The organism is Novosphingobium resinovorum, assembly GCF_036352595.1.
Taxonomy (GTDB): Bacteria; Pseudomonadota; Alphaproteobacteria; order Sphingomonadales; family Sphingomonadaceae; genus Novosphingobium; species Novosphingobium resinovorum_B.
Genome location: NZ_JAZFAX010000002.1, coordinates 210445 through 232478, shown reverse-complemented (window position 1 = coordinate 232478; position 22034 = coordinate 210445). Strand labels below are relative to the sequence as shown.

Annotated in this window: 20 protein-coding genes; 18 read left to right on the top strand and 2 right to left on the bottom strand. The window is 63.5% G+C overall.

The genetic code is table 11. The annotated features are described in order from the left end of the window. Positions 1-37: 37 nt before the first annotated feature. Positions 38-1231, bottom strand: coding sequence for an acyltransferase (locus V2S85_RS03940; protein WP_330701566.1), 1194 nt, complete (start codon positions 1229-1231; stop codon positions 38-40). Beyond that, entirely contained in the window at positions 1228-2493 is a 1266-nt protein-coding gene (locus V2S85_RS03935; protein ID WP_330701565.1) for a hypothetical protein, read from the bottom strand. Before V2S85_RS03935 ends, V2S85_RS03940 begins: the two co-directional genes overlap by 4 nt. A 548-nt stretch (positions 2494-3041) precedes the next feature. Between V2S85_RS03935 and V2S85_RS03930 the strand changes: the two genes are divergently transcribed. The 18 genes from V2S85_RS03930 to V2S85_RS03845 all read left to right on the top strand — a co-directional run bounded on the left by V2S85_RS03930 (position 3042) and on the right by V2S85_RS03845 (position 21873). Then, complete coding sequence (locus tag V2S85_RS03930; RefSeq protein ID WP_330701564.1) at positions 3042-3542, top strand: hypothetical protein; 501 nt, start codon at positions 3042-3044, stop codon at positions 3540-3542. A 42-nt stretch (positions 3543-3584) separates the two neighbouring features. Then, entirely contained in the window at positions 3585-4475 is an 891-nt protein-coding gene (locus V2S85_RS03925) for a peptidyl-prolyl cis-trans isomerase (RefSeq protein WP_330701563.1), read from the top strand. Then, positions 4472-5266 carry a polysaccharide biosynthesis/export family protein gene (locus tag V2S85_RS03920; RefSeq protein ID WP_330701562.1) on the top strand — a complete coding sequence of 265 codons (795 nt, stop codon included), beginning with the start codon at positions 4472-4474 and terminating at the stop codon, positions 5264-5266. The genes V2S85_RS03925 and V2S85_RS03920 overlap by 4 nt, the downstream gene beginning before the upstream one ends. 13 nt (positions 5267-5279) lie before the next feature. Further along, entirely contained in the window at positions 5280-6668 is a 1389-nt protein-coding gene (locus V2S85_RS03915; RefSeq protein ID WP_330701561.1) for a Wzz/FepE/Etk N-terminal domain-containing protein, read from the top strand. 41 nt (positions 6669-6709) lie between these two features. After that, positions 6710-7351 carry a P-loop NTPase gene (locus V2S85_RS03910; protein ID WP_330701560.1) on the top strand — a complete coding sequence of 214 codons (642 nt, stop codon included), beginning with the start codon at positions 6710-6712 and terminating at the stop codon, positions 7349-7351. Between the two features lie 57 nt (positions 7352-7408). Beyond that, positions 7409-8248, top strand: coding sequence for an exosortase/archaeosortase family protein (locus V2S85_RS03905; protein WP_330701559.1), 840 nt, complete (start codon positions 7409-7411; stop codon positions 8246-8248). Next, a complete protein-coding gene (locus V2S85_RS03900; RefSeq protein ID WP_330701558.1) occupies positions 8245-8925 on the top strand; it encodes an exosortase C-terminal domain/associated protein EpsI in 681 nt (226 codons plus the stop codon). The genes V2S85_RS03905 and V2S85_RS03900 overlap by 4 nt, the downstream gene beginning before the upstream one ends. A gap of 82 nt (positions 8926-9007) precedes the next feature. Then, positions 9008-10393 carry a glycosyltransferase gene (locus V2S85_RS03895; protein WP_330701557.1) on the top strand — a complete coding sequence of 462 codons (1386 nt, stop codon included), beginning with the start codon at positions 9008-9010 and terminating at the stop codon, positions 10391-10393. 40 nt (positions 10394-10433) lie between these two features. Beyond that, on the top strand, positions 10434-11270 hold the full coding sequence (locus V2S85_RS03890) for a hypothetical protein (protein WP_330701556.1): 837 nt from the start codon (positions 10434-10436) through the stop codon (positions 11268-11270). Between the two features lie 186 nt (positions 11271-11456). After that, entirely contained in the window at positions 11457-12956 is a 1500-nt protein-coding gene (locus V2S85_RS03885; RefSeq protein WP_330701555.1) for an oligosaccharide flippase family protein, read from the top strand. Further along, a complete protein-coding gene (locus tag V2S85_RS03880; protein ID WP_330701554.1) occupies positions 12946-14274 on the top strand; it encodes a polysaccharide pyruvyl transferase family protein in 1329 nt (442 codons plus the stop codon). The genes V2S85_RS03885 and V2S85_RS03880 overlap by 11 nt, the downstream gene beginning before the upstream one ends. 106 nt (positions 14275-14380) lie before the next feature. Then, the gene (locus V2S85_RS03875) at positions 14381-15358 is read left to right on the top strand and encodes a polysaccharide pyruvyl transferase family protein (RefSeq protein ID WP_330701553.1); all 978 of its coding nucleotides are present in this window, start codon (positions 14381-14383) and stop codon (positions 15356-15358) included. Further along, complete coding sequence (locus tag V2S85_RS03870; RefSeq protein WP_330701552.1) at positions 15355-16572, top strand: glycosyltransferase family 4 protein; 1218 nt, start codon at positions 15355-15357, stop codon at positions 16570-16572. The genes V2S85_RS03875 and V2S85_RS03870 overlap by 4 nt, the downstream gene beginning before the upstream one ends. 15 nt (positions 16573-16587) lie before the next feature. Further along, the gene (locus V2S85_RS03865) at positions 16588-17355 is read left to right on the top strand and encodes a hypothetical protein (RefSeq protein ID WP_330701551.1); all 768 of its coding nucleotides are present in this window, start codon (positions 16588-16590) and stop codon (positions 17353-17355) included. Continuing rightward, a complete protein-coding gene (locus V2S85_RS03860; protein WP_330701550.1) occupies positions 17352-18353 on the top strand; it encodes a glycosyltransferase family 2 protein in 1002 nt (333 codons plus the stop codon). The genes V2S85_RS03865 and V2S85_RS03860 overlap by 4 nt, the downstream gene beginning before the upstream one ends. Next, a complete protein-coding gene (locus V2S85_RS03855) occupies positions 18353-19603 on the top strand; it encodes a glycosyltransferase family 4 protein (RefSeq protein ID WP_330701549.1) in 1251 nt (416 codons plus the stop codon). The genes V2S85_RS03860 and V2S85_RS03855 overlap by 1 nt, the downstream gene beginning before the upstream one ends. A 31-nt stretch (positions 19604-19634) precedes the next feature. Continuing rightward, complete coding sequence (locus V2S85_RS03850; protein WP_330701548.1) at positions 19635-20825, top strand: outer membrane beta-barrel protein; 1191 nt, start codon at positions 19635-19637, stop codon at positions 20823-20825. 37 nt (positions 20826-20862) lie between these two features. Beyond that, the gene (locus tag V2S85_RS03845) at positions 20863-21873 is read left to right on the top strand and encodes an NAD-dependent epimerase/dehydratase family protein (protein ID WP_330701547.1); all 1011 of its coding nucleotides are present in this window, start codon (positions 20863-20865) and stop codon (positions 21871-21873) included. The last annotated feature ends 161 nt before the right edge of the window (positions 21874-22034 follow it).

Here is a 22034-nt window from a genome sequence, read left to right as displayed (position 1 = left end):
CAGCTTCAGGCCTGCCACGCACGGCCTTGGGCAGGCATCACCCGGGATGGGGGTCATGCGCAAGAATCGGGCGAGGCTCTGCCTGATCGGCCGCACTCGCCTCCGGCGGACCGGCGGCAGTTGGGGAGAGGCGCCTCTCTCCGCTGCGCCGAGGGTCAGGCAGGTTCGCGTGCAACGCGGGCAATGGCCTGCGTGGAACCGAGAAGATCAGCGGGCCGGCCGGTGTCGCTTCGATCAGCCGCGCGGTAAAGGCGGCCGCGATCAGGGTCGCCGCCATAGTCAGGCACATCGACAGCGGCCATGGTAGTATAGGGTTCAGAATGGCGGCAATGGCAAGGTTGAAGGGCGCGTGCAGCAGGTAGATCTGCAAGGACCGACTGCCGATCCAGGTCATCAGCTTGAACCCGGCGAGCATTCGCGCGAAGACCATGCAGGACAGGGCGCCCAGCAGCAGCTGCATGTCGCACAGCGCGAGTGCCGCCGGGGTCGAGGCACTGGGCATCCGGAAGTCGCTGAGGATGACTTCCATCCTGAACGTCACGATCAGCACGGAGCAGAACGCGAACCCGGCCATCACGATCGGCGGGCCATATCGTGTGTCCAGCAGCGATCTGGCCGAGGCGAACACCAGCGACGGAAAGAACAGGAAGATCGTCACGGCCGCCCCGAATGGCACCAGCGTCAGGGTTTCCGGTGGCAGCATGGCGATCGTCGCATGCCCCAGCGCGGCGACCGCCCATGCCGTTCTCCTCGCCGCGGATCGTAACTGGCCGTAGACGTTGTACAGCAGACAAAAACTCATGAACGCGGGCAGGAACCAAAGCAGTTTCAATCCGGTCGCTTCATCGAGAAAGGGTGCGGTGGCAAGTCCTGCGGCAAGCACCAGGTTGCCCATCCATCCGCGCAGGGTCTGTTCCGGCGTGGAAAGGTATATCGGCAAGTACAGCACGGCATAGCCAAGCGTGAAGACGAGAAATGGCCTGTAAAGATGCGAAAGCATGCTTTGCAAAGCCCGCCAGTCCGGCTTTCGGGGCGGGGAGAGCATGGACAGCAGAAAGAAAGATCCGACATGGAAGGAGTAGATCAGGATGTATCCTGAATAGTAGAAATGCCCCCGGAATATCTTGTTGTGGCCGATCACGACGAGAAGGATCAGGATAGCCCGGGTGGCCAGTCGTATCTCGGCTTCGGGCGTGAACGATGGCCGGCTGGGCCTATTTCGCATTTTCATGTCCTGGCCCCGGCCCGGACCGCCGCGGGCCGCGGCACGGCAGCGATGAACCCGGTGAGCAGGATCAGCAGCAGCATGGTGGTATCCATCGCTTCGCCATAGATATAAGTGCACAGCAACCCGAGCATATACAGCGGGAAACGCGCATGGGCGCCCGCTTCCAGCCCACCGCGTCGCCATGCGAAGCGTACTGCCGCACCGGCCGTGGCTGTGAGGTAGGCAAGGACCGTCAAAATGCCGACGATGCCGTTCTCGGCCGGTACCCGGTACCTTTCGCCGTGAACGTTCATCGACAACCCGCGAGACCCGGTAAGAGACCCGTACTTTTTGCGTGCCCAATGCATGTAACCAGTCGACCCGGTCCCCAGAACCGGATGTGCCTCGAACAGTAACTGGGCGTTCCGATTGACGAACGTCCGGATATAGTCACTGTGCTGGCCGATGCTTTCGACGGTGAAGAAGAACCGGTTGCTCAATTGCGAGGAATCGGCAGCCTCGCTCCGCAGTTGTCTCGCCACGTAGGATTGCGGCATCGCGGACACGAACGTCATCGTCAGCGCTGCAGCGACACCGAGGGTCATGACCTTGGATGCGAGCGACGCCCTGGACATCAGGAAGATCAGCAAGAGCAGGACGTAGGCTTTTCGCTCGCCGCTCATCAGGACGAGGAGAGCCAGCAGCGAGAGGGCCGTGAACCATGCGGCGATGCCCCGGTTCCTGATCCGGTCCTCGAAAAGGAACACGACGACCACCATCGAGGAAAATACAAACTTGGTGTCGTACAGATACTTCCATGTAACGACGTGGCCGGTGAGCAGGTGGAATGCCACGACATGCATCAGGATCGCCAGGTTCAGTACCGCAAACCGGATCCGAAAGCGGTCGAAAGCGGATGGGCCGAGTGCATGGAGGTAGCCTGCGGTGGTGATCGCGGCGAGCGTCGTCAATGCGAACTGCACCGTACGCTCGATGCCGCCGGGCCACGACACCATGAAGGCAGACACCGTGGCGAGCGCCGTGTATGCGATCGCCAGGCTCGCAGCCGGGGTTGTGACGATCGATGCCGCCATTCGCCGGCCGCCGGCGGAGACCACACACATTGCGGAGCACAAGACCAGCATGGCCACGCCGGCGGCGACCTGCTTGTACAGCAGGCAGCAGTAGAGCGCCATGATCGGATATTGCAGCCAGCCGTGGACCGCGCCAGGGACCGTGTCGCCGGAAGCGGTGGCATCGGAAGACGGCCGGGTTCCGGCTCTCATGCTGCTCCCGAACCTTGCTGCCCTCGTCCCGATTTCTGGCTGCGTGAATGATGGCTTGCGGCGCCGGGCCCACCGCGCGTGCCTGCCAGCAACCGCGTGCGGCTTCACGGCCACGATCGGCGCCAACGCTTTTGCCGGGCGCGCGGCATGGCCGTCACCTTCGGACGAAGGGCTCTGTGCCGTCGATGGAATGGTTCGGAACGGATGATCATTCGTGCTGCATCGCCGAAATGGAATTTGCGTTTCTGCGCCATTCCGTAAATATAAATGCACGAACACTTCAATATGTATTTATACTTATTATTTAAAATGTCCGTCAATTTATGAATTGTAAGTCGATGTATGAAAAAGGAAAATTATAACATCCGTTTCCAACCATAATGCGTGTTGAGTTTCCGGCGTTAATTTGTGATTGTTAACGGCATAGATGCACTGCGATGCGGCAATTCTTGTCGATCGCATGTCGTTTGGATCCACCGCTCGTCGGAAAAGGGGGTAACATGATACGATATGGCTTCAAGGTCGCCGTCGCAGCATGGCTGGCGGCGATGTCGTTGCTGTCGCTTCCGGCGCATGCCGTGACGTACGATCTGGGGGTGCTGCAGGAAACGACGCCGATCGGTCTGGGGGGAACCCTGAACAGCGTCAACACATCCGATACGTTGATTTTCGCGCTCGCGGACACGGACAATCTCGGCGGCGGACTGTCGATGGTGCCTCCGATCGTCTTCGCTCCGGGGTTGGTGTTCGGCTTGTCCAGCGTGCAGGCGAGCTTCTATTCCGGTGCGGTCGGCAGCGGTACCCTTCTCGGATCCATCACCGCAGACCAGACGACCACCTTCACGGACCTTGTCGCTGGTGATTATTATGTGGTGGTCACGGGCACGGCATTCAATCCCACTCTGGGCGGGACTTATGCGATCGGGCTGATGGCAACGAATGCCGCTGCCGCGCCGGGACCGGCGGGACTGGTGGTGGCGCTTGCCGGCGGGGCCTGCCTGCTATGGCGCCGACGGCGCAGCCAGGGCGAACGGATGGTCCCGGCCTGACTTTCGCATTTTCCCGGTTTCCTCAAGGCGATGCGAGGTTGCGTGACTTTCGACCGATGGCAAGCACGGAAGCAAGGCGTCGTGCTCAGACTTGGTGTGGCCCTGTTGGCCGCCACCGGTTTGAGCGCATGTGGCGATGTGGAGACCACCCCGGATCAGGTATTGGTCCGGGGAGATGACTTCGAGATCACCGTTCAGGAGTATGACCAGGTGCTGCGTCGGTCGCCGCTCGTGACCAAGGAGGCCATCGGGCCAATGCGACAAGCGGTGATGGAAGGCTTGATAGGCGAGAAACTGCTGGCCGAGGAAGCCCTCAAGGCAGGTCTGGACAAACAGGCCGCGACCGCCCAGGCGATTGCCGCGGCAAAACGGTCGGTGCTCGCGCAGGCTTATGTCCAGAAGCTCGCGGGCAACTCCTTCCGGCCTGACGAACGTGAAGTCCGGCAGTACTATGCCGCGCATCAGGCGCAATTCGGCGAACGCCGCCGGCTCGTCCTGAGCGAATATGTGGTGCGCAGCGACTTGCCCGACGTACGCCAATACGTCGAAACGCTGGACAAGCGCGGCATGGGGGAACTGGCGACGGCGCTGGCGCAGGCGATGCCGTCGATAACTCCGGTCACTCTGGTCCGGTTCAGCGATGAAATTCCCGACACGCCAGGCCGGACGCTGCAGCGCCTGCAGGCAGGCGATGCCATCGTCTATCAGACACCGGGACACGTCCATCTCGGCCAGGTGCAGTCGGTCGAGATCGATCCGATCGCCTTGGTGGCGGCCCGGCCGCGTATCGAGGCGGGTCTTGTCGCACAGCGCCAGTCGGAACTCGTCAGAACCACGGTGCAGGCACTGCGCAAGACGCGAAACGTCAAGGTCACGCAGCCAAGCCTGGCTAGCGGCGCCGATCTGGCGGCGCGAAAGGATGCGATGCAATGAGGCTGCCCGGTTGGCTTCTGGGACTGGCGGCGGTGCTTTTCCTCTTGCCCTCGCCATCTGGCGCGCAGGAAGTGATCGATCAGCGCCGGTCTTATGTCGTGGGTACGGGCGATGTGCTGTCCGTCACGGTCTACCGCGCTCCCGATTACAGCAGCGTCGTCGAAGTGGGAGAGGATGGCACGATCGTCCTCAGCCTCATCGGAAAGGTCAAGGTGGACGGCCTCACCCCGCCCGGGATCGGTGATGCGGTGGCGGCCCGGCTGCGCGAGGCGGGGATTTTCCGCGATCCCGTGGTCAACGTGCTGGTGCAGAGCTATCGCAGTCGCACCGTGTCGGTGCTTGGAGCGGTCGGTAAGCCCGGCGAATATCCGCTGGAGCGTGGGCAGATCCGCATCAGCGAGATGCTGGCGCGCTCCGGAGCGATACTGGGACTGGGCGGGGGGAGCATCCACCTGATGCGTTCGGACGGATCGCAACGCACGATCCCCGCCGCCGATGTCCTGTCGGGCGGCGTGGACCTGGTCCTCGCCCCGCAGGATACGCTGATCGTCAATCCGGCACCCAGTTTCTACATCTCCGGCGAAGTGCAGAAGGCCGGATCCTATACGGTGGAGCCGGGGCTCACGATCGGGCGGGCCATCGCGCTCGCCGGTGGGCTGACACCGCGCGGTTCCCGCAGCCGGGTCAGGATCACCCGGCAGGACGGCGAGGAAGAGCGCACCTTCAAGGCGAAGGAAGGTGAGGACGTGGCACCGAAGGATCTCATCGTCGTCGGCTCGCGGCTGTTCTGACGGGAGCATGCACATGAACGCCACCTGGCTATCGAAGGCATTGCTGGTCCGCTGGAGGATCATTGCGGGTTTCACGCTGCTGGGCGTGGTGCTCGCGGCCTCCTTCATCCTGCTCAAACGCCCGGTGTACAAATCCACCGCGACGATCGTGGCGGTCGTTCGCGCCCCGGAAACCATCGGGCCGCAGTCGGTGGCAGAGCAGCTTTCGTCAGACTACCTGCTTACGCAGGAGGATATCCTGAAAAGCGATCGCGTGGCCCAGCAGGTCGTGCAGGACGTCGGTGTCGCCCGGCAGGCGGATGCCGGGCGAAGGTTCCAGTGGTCGCCTCGCCAAGGGCCTCTGGCGGACGTCATCGCCAAGAAACTGAGCAGCGGCCTTGCCGTGGAATCAAGCGCGACGAATTCGCGCGTGATGGAGATCAGCTATCTCAGCGGCGACCCCGATTTCTCCGCCGTCATGGCCAATGCGTTCGCCGCCGCGTTCATCGAAGTCAACATCCAGCTTCAGGGCGATCCGGCCCGCCGCACGATCGCTTCGTATACGAAGCAACTCGACGATCTGGGCCGCAAGATGCAGGCCACGCAAGCGGCTCTCGCGGCAAAGGAGCGTCAGCTGGGGATCGTCGCCTCCAAGGGCGAGAGTGATCCCGATGCGGCAAGGCTGGCGGCATTGTCCACGGGACTGGCATCGGTTCAGGCGCAGACCGCCGACGCGATGTCCAGGACCGCTGCATCCGCCTTGCCCGATGCGATGTCGAGCCCCGTCATCCAGGGGCTGCAGGGGGAAATAGCGCGTCTTGAGGCACAGCGCCGGCAACTCGCCGTGGATGCGGGGCCCAATCATCCTCAGTATCGCGAAGTTGTTTCCCAGATCGCTGCGCTGCGGGAGCAGATGGCGTCCCAGGAAGGCTTGATCCGCAGGGCTGCCGAAGCGAAGGCAGCCCAGGCGAAGCTGGCGCAGCAGGCGATTTCCGGCGCGGTCGATGTCCAGCGTGGGCAAGTGATCCAAAGCCGTGCCGCCCAGAACGAAGTTGCGGTGCTTCAGCAGGATCTGGCGAATCTGCGGGCATCCTATGACCAGATCGGTCTGCGGCGTGCCCAGCTCCAGGTGCTCGACAATACGGCGCAGACCAACATTTCGCTGCTCGCCCCCGCCCTCCCCAATCCCAAGGCGGTCTCTCCCAGGCGCCTTGCCAGTGCGCTGGGTGGCACGGCGGCGGGTTTGGCGCTGGGCGTGCTGATCGCATTCATGCTGGAGTTCGTCGATCGCCGTATTCGTTCGAGCCAGCAGATCGAAACCTGGCTCGGCATTCCCGACCTGGGGAGTATCCGCCTCAACGTCGACGAACGCTTGCGGCTGGTCCGTTTCGTCTCCGGGCTGCTGCCGCGTGGCAGCGGGTAGCTTCGTCCGGTCCGGAACACATTCAAGCCAGGGAACCCGTCATGTCCGTAAGCCTCCAGTTGAAGTCGGAAATGTGCCGAGCCAGCGAAAGTCTGGTCGCGCTGCATGATCCGCATTCGTCGCGTGCGGCAGATCTGCGGCGGGTCGCACAGACACTGGCGCTGCGCTGGTTCAATGGCAGCACCGGCAGCACGGCGCTTTCGATCATCAGTGCCGATCGAGGGGAGGGGCGATCGACCGTAGCCGCCAACCTTGCGTGCATCTTCGCGCGTTCCGGCATGTCGGTTCTGCTGATCGATGCCGACACGCACGATCCGTCGTTGCACCACGTGTTCGACCTTGCAGCGCCGGAGACGGTACGTGGCAGCGGCCAGCGTATCGCCGGGTTCGCCAATCTGTGCGTGGTTCCCGCGTCGGAAATCGAAAGCCGTGACGCGGTGCAGTTCATGAACCGGCCGATCCAGGCATTGATCGAACGCCGCCGCGGAGAGTTCGCCGCGATTTTCGTCGATACGCCTGCTGCTTGTGTGTCGAACGATTATCTGGTGGCCGGGCTGGCGAGTGGCGGTGCATTGGCCGTGACGCGGGAGGGGGTGACGCGCGCGCGCCTTGCCACACGGATGCTCGACGAGTGCGACGACGCGGGTATTCCCGTCGTCGGCGGCGTGATGTTGAACGCGTAAGCGGGCCTGGCGCAAGTGACTTCGATCTCCGCTCTCCCTGTCTCGAAGGCGCGCGGCATGTCGGCCGATGTAGCGGCGGCGGCGCTGGTGGCCATGGGCCTTGCGGCGCTTTATGTGCCGGTTCTCGCGACGTTCGGTGCCCAGTACTTCTGGGATGAGGACGACAATCACAGCAGTGTCCTGCTTCTCATGACGGGTTATGCATTCTGGGCCGACCGCGCGGCGTTCGGATGGAGGTCCACGCGCGCCGAGGCCGCTGCCGGGGCGGCGCTGGTCATGGCGGGCCTTGCGATATTCTTCCTCGGCCGCTTGACCGACGTGATCCAATTGCTCGGAGTTTCGCTGCCGATCTGCGTGGCGGGGCTATGCCTTGGCTTTGGTGGATGGTCGTTGTTGAAACGATGGTGGCTGCTGTGTGGTCTGCTCGTTTTCATCGTGCCCTGGCTGGGGGCGTCGGTGGACGGTCTGCTCGTGCCGCTGCGATTGTTGCTGACCAGGCTGGCGACATCCAGCATCGCGCTGTTCGGTTATCCCGTCAGCTCCACCGGAGTGATCGTCACCGTCGGCTTCGTCCAACTCAGTATCGCGGGCGCGTGCATCGGCTTGCGCTCGATGGTGTCGATGGTGGCGATCGGCGTGCTCTTCCTGCATTTCCTGCCGCCACGGTCGTGGCTGGGCGGCGTGGCTTTCCTGCTGCTGGTGCCGGTGATCGCATTGGGGGCGAACTTCCTGCGGATCATTTTCCTCGTACTCGTAGCCGGTCAGTTCGGCGCCAGCGGGGAGGCGGCGGTCCACGATTTCGCGGCCTATGGTGAAATCCTTATAGCGATGGGAGGCTTCCTCACAGCGGCGAGAGCGCTGGGCGTGGGTGAAGCTTCTGCAGGCTCCGGGACGTGATCCGTCGCCGTGATCTCTTCGCCGGGGCCGCGTTCGCGGTTGCAGGTTGCGGTAGTTCGGCAGCGGCCTTTGCGTTGCGGCAAGGACTGCATAAGGCACCGGCAGCCAGGGCGCGTGCTCTTGACTCGCTGCCCCGGCGCCTCGGCCGGTGGAATTTGAGCCCTGTTGAGACCGACATGGTCGCGCCGGTCGAATTCGACGGGGCCTTTGCGGAAGCGCTGGCGTTGTACGATCGGGTCGTTGCGGTCACTTACGTGGCGCCGGATGCGCCGCAAGTGATGCTCAATTTGGCGTACATGCGCGAACTCCACCAGGAGCGTCGCTTTCACTGGCCTGAGTTCTGTTATGCGACGCAGGGCTATGATGTTTCACGCCTCCCAGCTCGATCCGCAGGTAGCGGAGAGGAACTGGCGGTCTCCCGGTTCGTGGCGCGGTCGATGGAGCGCACTGAACTTGTCGCTTACACGGTCAAGGTCGGCGATCGCAATGTGCTCAGTTCCAGCCAGATGCGCCGGGCCCTGTTCCTTGATGGCCTGGCTCTCGAGGTACCGGATGGCTTCCTGTTCCGTGGATCGCTGGTGCCTGCCGATCAATCGGAAGCGGGTTGGCATGAAGGCTGGAGAGCGTTGATGGAATTCTTTCGGAATTTGCTGCGCTGGGCAAATGACGTAAGTTGAAATTCTTTAATTTCTGATATGAGATAAGTAATAATCCGTATTATTCTGGATGTAACTAGAAGTATTTTATGTTGACTGTACAATGTTGCTGCGCAACATTTTCAGCGAGACGAATCTTCGTCGGTGTCCGCGTGTAGGCGCGACGATAAAATCATGCACTTGGGCCGGGGATTCATGTTGCGGCGAGTACGCTCGCCGCCCCGACTCTATGAGGGGCGTCATGGTGGAAGTGGCTCATAAGGAATTTCTCCGGTCCCTGGTGATCGTTCATGTGCAGACGCGCATGCTTACTGGCGGGGCGGAAGAGAATACCTGGGCATCGTGCGTTCACCAGGCCGGCAGGGGGCATATCGTCCACCTCGTCTGCGGACGGGATTCCAACGTCGATTATTACCAGTCCCGGAACACTTCAGTGCGGATACATTACGTTCCCGAACTCATCCGCGAGGTTTCCTGGCGCCATGATCTTGCCGCCTATCGGCGACTGACGGCGCTTTTCGGGGATTTGCAGGCCGACATCGTGCACACGCATACCAGCAAGGCGGGCGCGGTAGGGCGCTTTGCCGCGCGCAATGCCGGCGTGCCGGCCGTGGTGCACGGCGTCCATATGCTCCCCTTCAGCAATGTCGGTCTTGCCGAGAAGTGCGTATACCTTCTTGCCGAGCATGCGGTTGCGCCACTTACCGACCATTTCGTGCATGTCAGTCATGGTACCCGGCGCGCTTATGGCCACGCGCGCATAGGCAGCGGTCGGCCGCATTCGGTCGTACGTTCGGGCATGGACATAGAGCGCTTTCGCGGCTCGGAATGGCCACAGGATTGGCGGCAGGTGATGGGCGTCGGCCCTGTGGCGCCAAAACCCCGGGCCATCCTGATGCTGGCGGCTTTGGAGAAGCGCAAGCGCCATGCCGAATTCATCGAAGGCTTCATGCAGGAATTGCGCGAGGGTGAGGACACCCGGCTGCTGCTGGCAGGCGACGGGCCGGAGGCGGCAAGCATTCGCGAATTGGTCGCAAGCCTCGGCATTGCCGATCGCGTGCGCCTGCTGGGGCATCGGACCGACCCGGAAAGGCTGGTCGCGCTGGCGGATGTCTGCGTCCTCTCGTCCTTGCGCGAAGGATTGCCGCGCGTCATTGTCCAGAGTCTTGCGGGGGGGCGCCCCGCCGTCGTCAGTCCCGTCCGCGGGATCGAGGAAGTGGTCGATTGCGGCGTCAACGGCATGATCGTCAGGCGCAGCGATGCCGCGTCCATTGCCCGAGAGGCGTTGAAGCTGGTGCGGGACGATGACCGACTTGCCGCAATGACCCGCGCGGCGCAGCACGCTCCGGTCGATGAGTGGACTTTCGCTGCCATGTTCGAGCAACTCGACCGTGCCTACGCCGCCGTGCTGTCCGCCCCCAGGGTGCGCGCGCGACTGCAGCGACTTCAGGCCGAGGGCTTGCGGGCATCCCATGCCGAATATGTCTGAGGCGGGCGGCCGGTATGTTGGCGCAAGGTTCCTGTCTCTGATGGTGATGCTCGCAGCGCTAACCCTGGCGCCATCGCAGGTTGCGATGGCCAAGCCGAAGAACGGATGGGATGAGCGCCATCGCGGGCGGCCGCTTTCCCTTGGCGGTGCACGGTTGACGTACCGGGAGGAATTCGATTCACCGGTATCACTGCGCGGGCCCGTGCTGTGGGCCGGGCAGCACGCGGATTTCGGTCATGCGCGGTTCGATGCCGCCGGCGGGTATGGCTATGATTGGCGCGATGGCTTGCTTGTACTGCGCGCCTATCGGGGATCTGCCGGAATTCGCGGAGCGAATGTCCAGTCGCTGAACGCCGCGCAAGCCTATCGAGGCGGCGCGATCGTTCCCGGCAAGCGCGGCTTCACATGCGCGGGTTGCTATTGGGAAGCGCGCATCCGGTTTCCGAGGGCGCGGGGAACGTGGGGTGGGTTCTGGTTGCTGACGCCCGATGATCCGAAGCGGCGCGGGCATCTGGAAGTCGATGTCATCGAATATTACGGCTCGGGGGATGCACGCGGCCACCATCATTCGCTGCATCTATGGGGACCCGGCGAGCCGGGCGGCCATCGTGGTCTTGGCGACTACACGGGAATGGATGAGATCGCCGACTTCGGCTGGCACGACTACGGCGTGGACTTGCGGGGCCGTGAACGCCTCGATGGCCGACCGGCCGCAGTGATCTATGTCGATGGCCGAGAAGTGGGGCGAATTGCTGCGGATCCGAAATTCTTCGAGCTTTCCTTCTACTTTCTGCTTACCGCGAATATCACGGGCGCTCCGGACAAATTATCTCTTCCGCAAGAGATACTGGTCGATCAGGTCAGGGTCTGGAAATAAGACTGTGCTTTGTGAATTTGATCGATTTAGTATTTATAGATAATCAAGTTCATAATGATCTGATTTGGATCATTCGATATCTTTCAAATGACCTCAATCTATTGCTGCGTTGCAGCGTGCAGTGATACTGCGGTTTGTGAGCCGGCAGTGCGTCCGCTTCATCCTTTCTCGCATCGGATAGGTATCATGAGTGTTGCAGCCAACATTGCGAAAGGGATGATCTGGCTGGTCAGCGGCCGGCTGGGAAATGCCTTGTTGAGCCTTGCATCAACGGCGGTACTGGCACGGCTCCTGGCGCCCGGGGATTTCGGCGTCATGGCGGCCGCGTGGATCGTGATCGCGCTCGCCAACGTCTTGTTCGACGGCGCGTTCGGGCAGAATCTCCTGCGCAAGCGATCGGCTCGGCCAGAGGACGTGCGGACCACGCTCACGATGGGGCTGCTGGTGGCCGGACTGCTGGTGCTCATGGTGGCAGGCCTGGCACCCGGGATCGAGACTTTCTTCGCTTTTCCGCATCTCGCCGGGGTGCTCACGGTGTCGGCGCTGGTCATTCCGTGCAAGGCGGTATTTGCGGTGGCGACATCGCAGCTGCAACTCCAGGGACGGTTCGGGGTGATGGCCGCCGGCACGCTCGTCGCGGCGTTCATCGGCAATTTCCTGGTCGGTATCCCGCTGGGATTGCTCGGATACGGTGTCTGGGCGCTGGTCGCGGCTGCGGTGGTGACCGGCGCGGCGGAAGCTGCCCTGCTGGCGGTGAACGCGCGCATGCCGGTCCTGCCGCTGCTTGAGCGCAAGGCGATGCGCGAGGTGTTCGGCGCCGGTTTCTTCAGTCTGGCGAACATCATGAACTGGGCCGCCAATACCGGTTCGAACGCGGTCGTGGGCCGGGTGATGGGTGATGTCAGCCTCGGGCTGTATTCGCGCGGCTGGAAATTGCTCGACCTTTTCGTGGCAGCGACGGCGACTCCGCTGTCGAGGGTTCTGTTGCCCAGCTTCGCAAAGCTGCGTGAAGATCGCGATCGTCTTTCCGCGGCTTTGATCGACGTCCTTGGCCTGGTTCTGCCCGCCTATGCCGTCGCCTCGGTGCTGCTCACGCTGCATGCACCATGGATCGTGGCGATCGTGCTGGGATCGAAGTGGGTCGGCACGATCCCGGTGGCGCAGGTCATGTTTGCGACCGTCCTACCGCGCTGCGCGGTGAAGGTCTCGGAGAATTTCGCGGTCGCCAACGGCCGGGCGCGTTCAACCGCGACGCGGCAGGGTCTGTACGCCGTGCTGATGATCGGCGGGACATTGCTGGGTACGCATTGGGGGGTTCTGGGTGTCGCGATCGCGGCGTCGGTGGCGATATGTATCTTCTACCTGGTCTCGATGCGCTACGCGACGGGGCTGGGGCAAGTGAGCCTGGCGACGAGCGTGCAGTTGCATTGCAGGGCGCTGGCCTTTGCGGCGTTGATCGGGGCGGCCGATGGGGCGATGCTTTGGTTGCTGTCCGGTCAGGGCATGGCGATCCGCCACCCGGTCGCGGGCTTGGCGGGAATGCTGGCCGGCATCCGCATCGCGACATGGTCGCCGGACTTCTGGTTCGGAAAAAGGAACGCGGCAAAGCTGCTCGCCGCTTTAACCGCCACCAGGGCGCGAATGCCTGGTTTCTTACGGTACAGGGAACAGAATTATGGAAGCTGACGGCGTCCTGGTCATTACCCGCCTGTCGACCCAGAATGCGGGCAACGAAGCGCTTTCCAAGGAACTGATCCATTTCCTGCTGAGCAATGTGGGGGAACAGGAAGTGCGGGCACTGGACCGCTATCCCCGCATGTTCGAGCAGTTCACGCTGGATGGGTTGGGCGGAGATCCCGTGGCCGGGTTCGAGGCACTGGCCGATCGTCTTATGGCCCGCTACGGTGATGTCGAAGCGCCCGATGCCCCCCTGGCGCGCGAGGCGCTGGTGAAGCTGGACACCCGTGGCCATGAACTTGCCGGCCCCCTGCGGGCCCTCAAGCGCAGGATCGCATGGCGCCGGCGGCTCGCCGCGCTGGGCCTGATCGAGAAGGCCCAGCCTGCCACGGCCGTACGTGCCTGCATGCGGGCCAGGCTGGTGATCTGGAATCCGGCGGGGGAGATACGCCCCACGCCGACGAGCGTCGACCATGTCGTGCGCCTGCTGCTGCTCTTGCGGATCGCGCAGCGGCAGGGCAGGCGTACGGCGGTCATCAACCATAGTCTCGAAGTCGGCGACGCGCGGCTGCGCAAGTTGGTCGCTCACGTCTATTCGCGGGCCGACTACGTCGGCCTGCGCGACGCCAAGTCGATCGCAACCGCCCGTGAACTGGGTGTTCCGGCCGGAAAGCTGGTCGAATCGCCGGATCTGGTGTTCCTCGCGGCGAAGCGCCCGGGTGCCGGCGATGCTGCCGATGTCAGGCCCGGGACGATCGCGCTGGCCATCAACGGACTGGAAGCGATGGTTGGCAGCAACGAATGGGAGCGGCTCATCAAAGGCTTGGCTGCCTTCGGCCAGCCCCTTCTGCTGGTCTCGAACGCCATGAATCACGATCTCGATTTCGCGCGCTTCCTCGCGACGATGGCCCCGGGCGTGCAAGTGGTGGAGCGGCAACCCGGCTATCAGGAACTGCGCGGGCTCTACCGCCCTTGCAGCGTCCTGGTCAGCAGCCGGCTGCACGCGTCGGTTCTCGCGCTGAGCGAGGGCGTGCCTGTCGTCAGCATCGAGCCGTCGGTATTCAAGCTCACCGCGATCTTCCAGCAGATGGAATACCCCATACCGACCGAGCGCCTGCAGGTCTCGGGATGGGCGAGCCGTGTACTCGCGCATGTGGAGACTTGTCTTTCGGATCAGCGGGAAGACCTGCGTGCACGGGGGGCAGTGATCATGGAACGCCAGTTGGGGCGGGTCGAGGCCGCCTATGCGCCGCTCTTCGCGTTGGCGACCTCCGAATTCGGAAGCGATGCCGGCGGCATCGGTCCGATGCGCACCGTGAATGCATGAAAGGAGGCAGCGCATGAGGGAAGGATGGTACAAAAGCCGTCCGGGCATGGCGTCACTTGGTGACATGCATGACCAGATAGCGGCCACTCTGCCTCGGGATGGAAAGGTGGTCTATCTCGACTATGCCTTTACCACCAATGTCGGCGATCAGCTGATCGTCCTGGGAACGCTCAAGTTCTTCGAGCGACATGGCATAACGATCAAGCTGGCACGCAATATTCACAATGTGGAAGATGCGGGGCCTGCCGTTGCTCCCGGCGACGTGCTGGTCTTCCATGGCGGGGGCAATTTCGGCGACATCTATCCGCATTTCCAGCAGTTGCGCGAAAGGATCATCGCGGCCTTTCCGGAAAACCGTGTCGTCATCATGCCGCAGACCGTGCATTTCGATGACAAGGCCGAACTCGACCGGTCGTGCCGCGCCATTGCAAGCCATCCCGCCATCACCCTGTTCGTGCGTGACAGGCACAGTCTGGCGATCGTGAAGCCCTATTTCGGTGAGCGCGCAAGGTTGGTGCCGGATATAGCGCATCAACTCTGGCCATCGCTATGGGAAGATGTCGCGCAGGAGGCCGGAAATGCTTCGAGCGAGCCCTTGCTGCTGCTGCGCCGTGATGCGGAACAGGCGGCGATCCCGGCCGCCATCGCCGGGCGGGAGGATCGCTTCACCGACTGGGACGTGCTGATAAGCCGCCGCTATCGGATCGAGCGTGCCATCATCCGTGGACAATATGGGGCTGCACGGCGCGGCGTAAGGCTCTATGACCTCGACCAGGCTTACTTTGCCGCCATGCGCCGCGAAGTGATACGGGTCGCGCGGGGGCTCTACCGACATCCCTTGTGGATCACTTCGCGCATGCATGGCGCGATCCTTGGCCTGTTGCTGGGCAAGCCGGTGTTTGCGCTCGATAACAGCTACGGCAAGCTTTCGTCCTACTTCGATGCATGGGGCCAGTGGACCGCGCCGGTAAAACTGGTGACCTCGCCGCAGGAGGCGGCAGAGATGATGGAGTTCGTTCACAAGGCATCCGTCGGCGACGAGAGCATGCTGTGGACCGCCTATCGCGATCGGTTCGGGCGATGATCGAACGCCTGTTCCTGGTCACCGCAGGTTATTACCCCGACAGCGTCGGAGGCGCGGCGCGGCAGGCCTATATCCTCGCCGAAGCGCTTGGGCGCATGGGTATCGACGTGACGCTCGTGGCGCCCAGCACCGCAAGCGACGCACCGGCCAGGGAGGAGACCGCGTTTGGGCGTATCGAGCGGTTTCACGACCGTTTCTATCCCAGCGCGGGGGGGCGGCGCATCGCCTCGTTCATCCGCTGGACGCGCTGGTTCCAGCGCACGTATCGCGCTCGGATCACGCCGGAAACGCCGGTCTATGTCTTTCACGCCAGGCTCCATGCACTCGGGCCCGTGCTCGCGGCGCGTGCCGCCGGGGCGCCTGTGGCGATCAAGCTTGGGGGCGGGGGAGAAGCTTCGGATTTCGAGGCGCTTCGTGCCAAGCGGTATTTTTACGGGGGCTGGATAAAGTCCCTGCTGCTTGCGAACGTGGATGCCTTCGTCGCCAATGGCGCGCAGATCGAGGCCGATCTGGATAAGCTTGGCGTCGAGCCGGGACGCGTCGCCGCGTTTCCGAACGGTGTCGCGCTGCCGCCCCGAGAACGGCTGGTCGAAGCGCTTGCATCGCGTGGGGGCAACAGGTTCATCTTCGCGGGCCGTCTGGTCGAGGACAAACGGCTGGAAGTGGTGTTCGAGGCGGCGCTGGCTTGTGCCGAAGATACGCCGGGGAGCCGCGCGCAGCTGGTTTTGCTGGGAGACGGTCCGGAAGGGCGGCGCCTGCAAAACGTGGCAAGGGTGCGGGATCCGGGGGGGATCGTCCGCTTCCCCGGCTATACGGCGGATGTCTATCCTGAGTTGTGGAAGGCCGATTTCTTCATTTCTGCCTCCATGCGCGAGGGGCAATCCAACGCGCTGCTCGAGGCGATGTCGGCGGGCTTGATCCCGATCATCTACGGGGCGAGCGGCGCGGCGGACGTGGTGACCCATGGTGAGACCGGCTTCATCATGGCCAAATCCGACCCTGCGCATTTTGCCGCCGGCATGCGCACGGCGCTGTTGCTGTCACCGGAGCGTCGTCTCGCGATGTCGCTTGCAGCCAGGCAGTTCGCAGCCGAGCATATCGGGATCGATGCCGTCGCACAGCGGACCATGGCGATGTTCCAGGCCCTGGGGAAGACCAGGCCTTCAGGCCACAGAGGCGCGCATGCACGCGAACTCCTGGCGGTCGGAAGCTAGCGGCAGGGGAGATCGATGAAAAGACTTCCGAGCATTCGGCATCTTTGGGCCATTACCGCGTTGACGATGGCTTTTTCGCATCTTGTAGCATCCGCCCAGCCCATAGCGGGCAGCAACAAGTCCTTGTTCGATATTACGGCGGTATTCTGTAATTTCGGTGTCGACGTGTTCTTCGTCATCAGCATATTCATCATGTACTATACGTCGTCGGAACAGTTCGGACAGGGCGGTGCAGCAGCGCAGTTCCTGCGGCAGTGGCTGATAGGTATCGTGCCGATCTACTGGATATTGACGCTGTTCCAGACGGGCATTCTGTACATTTCGCGGATGGATGATGTCGATCGGCACGTGTCGATGGGGGATCTGCTCAAGTCGCTCGCCTTCATTCCCTACCTCTCGGATTCGGGAAGATACCGCCCGCTGCAGGGAGCGGGGTGGACGCTCAACTATGAGATGCTGTTCTATGCGGTTTTTGCAGCCGCGCTGTTCTTCCGCAAGCGGCAGGGGTTGGCGCTTCTCTTCCTGACGTTCGGGCTGGCAATCGACTGTGGCACCATGGCGCACCCGTCCGGTGCACTCGGCGCCTGGATGATGCCGGTATCTATCGGGTTTCTGGCCAGTGTACTTCTTGCTGCGGCCTACTGCAATGCGCCGGCCTGGGCGGGGAGGATCGGCCGGGTGTTCCCCTTCCTGATCGAGGTGCCGCTGACGCAGGCCTTGTTACCGCGAGGCCGCGGGCGGCCGGGCACTTGTCGAACCCCTGTGTCGGAGGCCGTCGCGTGAGCCGGGCTGCGGGATCCTCTGCTCGGGTGTCGGTCATCATGACCTGCTACAACGAAGGCTGCTACATCGGGGAGGCGGTTCGCAGCGTCCTCGACCAGACGCGGGCCGATTGCATCGAGCGCGTCATCATCGCCGATGACGGTTCGAGGCCGGATACCCTGGCTGTCCTGCGCGACATCGAGCGCTGGGATCCGCGTATTCTGGTGCTCTACGGGCCAGGCGGCGTGGGCCTGCCTGGGCAGCGGTGCGCGGCGATCGCGCAGGCCCGGTCCGAGCTTCTGGCCATCCTCGACGGGGACGACGTGTGGGCGCCTGACAAGCTGGAGCGGCAACTCCCGGTTCTGGCCGAACGCTCGGAAGTTGGGCTGGTCTATGCCGATTACTTCACCTTTGCCGATGGTGATCGTTCGGCGGCGCGGCGTGCGGGGGTGCTCGATATCTCGGGCGCCGTCTCGCGCCATCGCGCGCGGGGCGGCGAACCCCTGGTGCGGCGCTATTTTCTGAACGATCCGCCGATCATCCCATCGACCACGCTGCTACGCCGCTGTGCCTACGAAGCCAGCGGCGGCTTCGATCCGGCGGTCCGGGTGTTCGAGGATACCGATTTCTATGTCAGGCTCGCGCGGGTGACGCAGTTCGCGCTGGTGAGCGAACCGCTGCTCTACAAACGCAACCGCGATAGTTCGATCACGGGCGGACGCAAGGATCTGATGGCCCATCATGCTTTCGTGGCCCTCAAGGCGGCAGCGGCCGAGCCGGAACTGCTGCCGCTGGTACCTCGCCGTCTCGCCGAGCGTGCGCGCAAGCTGGGCAACCAGCGCTTCCTGTTCAACGACGTTGCCGGCGCCGTGGGGCTGCTCAAGTTCGCGGTGCGGCTCGATCCCGGAAACTACCGGGCCTGGTGTTCGCTGCTGGCAGCGGGGGTGTTTCCCGGGCTGGCGTTGCGCTTGCTGGGCCGACGCGGCCGTGCGCGTCAGGCGGCATTGGGGGTTGCCTGATGTCGTCGTCCAGTCCCGCCGATCCTGCTTCTCCCCCGCCTGCAGCGGTGATCCTAACTTGCGAGTATCCGCCGTTTCCCGGCGGGATCGGTACTTACTCGGGTGAACTCGTAGCGGCGCTTGCGGGGGCGGGCATCGCGGTGGAGGTGATCGCGCCCTCCTATCCCGACCTGCCCGATGAGGTTCGCGACAAAGCCGGGCACCACCTGCTCCTGGGGCATCACCACATCTCGCCCATGGCGGCGTTGCGCGTGCTGGCGGTGCTACGCCGGGCGCCGCGTAGCGCGCTGATATTGGCCGCCGATATCCGCACGGTACTGCTGCTCTGGCTGCTTCGCCCTTTCCACCGCCGGGCCTACCGCGTCATGGTCCATGGCAGCGAGGCGAGCAAGTTCGATCGCGGCGGGGTGTTGTTCGCAATCGCCAGGCGGGCGTACCACCGGGCGCAACTGGTGGCGTACAATTCGGTCGCCACGCGCGATATCTTTCGGGCGCGGCTCGGCATTCCGTGTCTGGAGGCGGTGACTTACCTGGGCGTCGATCGCCAATGGTTCGAAGCCGCGCCAACGGCCAGTTTCGAGCATCCCGAACTCGCCGCGTTGCCGCCGGATGCAGCGGTATTCTGCACGGTCGGCCGTATCGAGGCGCGCAAGGGGCAGGTCCAGGCGATCCGGGCACTGGCCCAGGCGCGAACGACCATGCCGCGTCTGGGCGAAGCGGTTTACGTCATCGCCGGGCGAACCGAGGACGAGGACTATGCGAAGCAGATCGTCGAGGAAGCGCGGCGATTGTCGGTCCGGGTGATCGTTACCGGCCGGCTGTCGACGGACGACATCAAGCGCTTGTTCCGGCGATCGCTGGCGCATCTGCTGTTCGCGGTGGCGCTTCCCGGCAAGATCGAAGGGTTCGGGCTGGTGCTGCTGGAAGCGGCGGCGCAGGAATGTCCATCGATCGTGACCGGCGTGGGCGGCATACCCGAGGTTCTCGGCAGCACCGGCGCGCTGGTGGAGGAAGGCGACTTGGAGGGGTTCGCCCGGCACATCGTGGCCTGCGCCGAGGCCGTGGATCGGCGCGGCGCGGCGGGGCGGGCCGCGCGCCTGTGCGCGCGCCGGTTCACCTGGACGGCGTGCGCGAAGGCGACCTTTCCCGAGTTCGCCGGCTTGCTGCACGAGGAAGACGGCAAGGACCGGGAGACGGCCCCGCTCGTCCATCACGCGACGCACGCGGACGAGATGGCGGCCGATGCCTGAATGGTCTCGGCACAGGTTGGGTGGAAGGTTCGTGCACACGTTCCTCGGCGCCGCGTTGATCCTGCCGGCGGCCGGTGCGGCGGCACAGGACAAGCAGATCCTGCTGAGCACGTCGACGCGATACGATGACAATATTCGCAGATCATCCTCGACCGCCAATGGCGGGCTCGGGCATGATGGTGCGGATATCGTCACTTATGTCGGGGCATCCGGGCGCATCGACACGCGGATCGGAATGTTCGACCTCGCGCTCGGTGGCAACGCCGGGCAGAGCCTGTTCTGGTGGAACAACCAGTTCAACGCGCTGGACTATGGTGCGGAAGGCAAAGTGCAGTACGATGGCGCGCGCGGCACCGTCGTCGTCGAGGGGGGGCATCGCCGCCGTCCCATCGCGCTCGATGAGGTGACCTCGACGCTCAACTTGCGCCAGTACCTTACCCAGGCCAATGCCGAAGCTTCGCGCGAGGTGCTGGGCGCGCTGCGTGTGGTCGGTCATCTCGACTACCAGCGCAGCCACACCTCGTCCGAAACGGGCCGCCGCAACGATACGCGGACAGCCGGCTTCGGTGGCGGGATCGGGTATTTCTCGCCCACCGGCAATCATGTGACCCTGGAGTACCGCGAAAGGCGGGCGGTCGGCCTGCTGGACAGCTTCGTCGTGATCGACCGGCAGCGCGTGGCCTATCGGTCGCGCTTCCGGGAGACTTCGCTCGTCTCGCGGTTGCTCTATGCCCCCAGCGTGGTGACCCGTATCGAGGGCAGTCTCGGCTATACGCGGCATGACGATCGTTCCGTGCTCGAGACCGATTTCACCGGTCTGCTGGCCGACGTTTCGGTGACCTGGTCTCCGACGGCTTCGCTGACGGTCACCCCGCGCCTGCGCAAGGCCTTCGGAACGGAAAACGCGCTGTTCTCGAACGGGGTCGAGGTGACGAGCTACGGTTTCGGCGCCAAGGGCGTGCTTGGCGCAAACATTGGCTGGAGCGCTTACTTCAATCGTGAGAAGCGCCGTTTCCGCTACGATCTGCGCGCGGATGACCCTTTGCTGCTGGCGCGTAGCGAGCGCACGGATCGCATGGGACTCGGTCTTTCCTATAGTACCGGCATGAAGATACAGGTCGCCCTGAACTATGAGCGGACCCGGCGGGTTTCCGGGCTCACCGCGTTCGCCTTCACCGACAATGCGATCACTTTGTCCCTTTCGCGTGGCCTCGAATTGTGAGGCTCTCGCACTGTCCCTTCATCAAGGAGCATCGATCATGGCATCTCCCGTTCTCGTCACCGGGGCCGCAGGCTTCATCGGCCACGCGACCGCCCATCGCCTTCTCGATCGCGGGGAGAGCGTGATCGGTGTCGATATCGTCAACGACTACTACGATCCCGCGCTCAAGGAGGCGCGGCTGGCGACTTTCGCCGACAGGCCGGGATTCGCCTTCCATCGTCTCGACATCGCCGATGCCGGGGCGATGGCCGCTCTGGTGCGCGACGGCGGCGTGCGGCGCATCGTCCATCTCGCCGCGCAGGCCGGAGTGCGCTACAGCATCGACAATCCTTTCGCCTACGAGCGCTCGAACCTTGCCGGTCACCTCGCGCTGCTGGAGGCGAGCCGGCATGCGCGGGATTTCGAGCATCTGGTCTACGCCTCGTCCAGTTCGGTCTATGGCGACCGGGCCATGGGCGAGGAAGGGTTCAGCGAGGACGAGCCTTCGGTCGATCCGGTCTCGCTCTACGCGGCGACCAAGCGAGCCTGTGAACTGATGAGCCAGTCCTACGCCGGGCTTTACGGATTTCCGCAGACGGGGCTGCGGTTCTTCACGGTCTACGGCCCCTGGGGCAGGCCGGACATGGCCTATTTCAGCTTCACGCAGAAGATCATGCGTGGTGATCCGATCGAAGTCTATGGTGAGGGCAAGATGGCGCGCGACTTCACGTATATCGACGATATCGTCGATGGCATTCTGGGTGCGCTCGACAATGTGCCGGGCAAGGGCGGGCACCGCATCCTCAATATCGGGGACAGCCATCCCGTTGGCCTTATGGACATGATCGAGACGCTCGAACGAGCCATCGGCCGCAGCGCGACCAAGATCATGCGGCCGATGCAACCCGGTGACGTCACCGCGACTTTCGCGGACGTGTCGAAACTCCACGCGCTGACCGGCTATCGTCCGAAGGTCATGCTGGAAGAAGGGCTGAACCGCTTCGCCGCATGGTATCGCGGCCATTACGCGGCATCGATGGAAGCCGTGCAAGCACCGCAACTGGCATGAAAAGCGCGTTCCTGGATTTCAGTCCCGATCGTCCCGTTCGCGTGCCGGAATCAGGTGGGCGAGCATCGATAATACGACGATAACGGCGGGGAACAGGAGCGAGCGTATTCCTGGCCGCGAACGTGGGCCGCGCACATCATGGTCATGGCCATGGAACCGGT